Origin of the sequence: Comamonas aquatica NBRC 14918 (assembly GCF_000739875.1) — a bacterium.
Taxonomy (GTDB): Bacteria; Pseudomonadota; Gammaproteobacteria; order Burkholderiales; family Burkholderiaceae_C; genus Comamonas; species Comamonas aquatica.
In genome coordinates this window covers 1-555 of the sequence record NZ_BBJR01000019.1, presented here as the reverse complement: position 1 = coordinate 555, position 555 = coordinate 1, and the positions used below count along the sequence as shown (strand labels likewise).

The window sequence follows — 555 nt, the reverse complement described above, 5'->3', positions numbered from 1 at the left end:
CAGTTGCTGTGCTTGATGAACACCACATTCCCAAAACCGTTTTGCCAGCCCGCAAACTCAACCACGCCGTCGCCCACGGTACGCACCTTGGTGCCGGTGGCGGCGGCAAAGTCCGTGCCCAGGTGCTTGCGCCAGGTGTTGTGGATGGGGTGCATGCGCATGGCAAAGCCGCTGCTGACGCGCGAGAACTCCACGGGGGAGCTCAGGTAGGCGCGGCGCAAGCTGGAGCCGTCCATGGCGTAGTAGGAACCACGCTTGCCGGGCTCCTGGAACCACATGGCCTGGTACAGCTTGTCGCGGTTGTGGAATTCTGCGGCCAGCACGCGGCCCGAGCGCAGGAATTCGCCGTCGGCTTCCAGGGTTTCGTAGATGACGGAGAAGCGGTCACCTTTGTGCAGGCGGTGGAAATTGACCTCTTCAAAGATGTCGGCGATCTGCACGGCCACGGCATCGGGCAGGCCGGCGGCATCGGTCGCGGCGAACAGGCTGCTGTGGATGGTGCCGCCCGCCAAGCGGGTGCTGGTGGTCAGCGGTGCGCTGGACACCGTGGCGCGA

At 64.9% G+C, this 555-nt stretch carries 1 protein-coding gene; it reads right to left on the bottom strand.

Translation table 11 applies throughout. The features are described from left to right. On the bottom strand, positions 1–555 hold a 555-nt coding region (locus tag CA2_RS01345; protein WP_042411855.1), incomplete at both ends, for a peptidoglycan DD-metalloendopeptidase family protein.